General features: G+C 60.7%; 1 protein-coding gene. It reads left to right on the forward strand.

Annotated elements, in window-relative coordinates; translation table 11 throughout:
* Positions 1-472, forward strand: a 472-nt coding sequence (locus ACW5DW_RS17130; RefSeq protein ID WP_457020509.1) for a hypothetical protein, incomplete at its 5' end; no start/stop codon positions are given.
* Positions 473-527 lie beyond the last annotated feature (55 nt).

Raw genomic sequence — 527 nt, forward strand, 5'->3', positions numbered from 1 at the left:
GGCGTTAGGCCCCATGGCAATCAGCGCGGCAATCGTGGTGTTGGTCCTTGGCGGCGCGCTGCCACAGTCCAGCGCGCCTGTCGTTCCCGACAACGCTCTATCTCTCGCAGGCGTCTCTCTGGGAGATTCGGAGGCTTCGGCCACGGACCTGCTTGGCCAGCCAGTTGCTCGCCGCAAAACCGGCGACTTCCTGAGTGTAGAGCTCGAGTTTCAGGGGCTCACTGTGTGGCTGGGCGAGGACAATCGAGTCGCGGAGATCCTCAGCACCAGCGCCAACTACTGCACGCCTCAAGGCGTCTGCCCTGGTCAGCCCTTTGCGGTGGCACAAGCACGATACGGCAAGCCGATTGTCGCGGTACGGGAGGACGCGACGTACATGGAGTACCTTCCTCAATCCGACTTCCCATGCTGGCTTCAGATCGCAGTAGAGTCTGCAACTATCAGCTCCATTCGCTCGGAATGTCAGCCGTAATGGGGCCTAACAATTCATTCAAGCCGACACCGCTTCGCGGCGCGGCTTAATTCAG

The organism is Luteimonas sp. A482 (assembly GCF_054072655.1).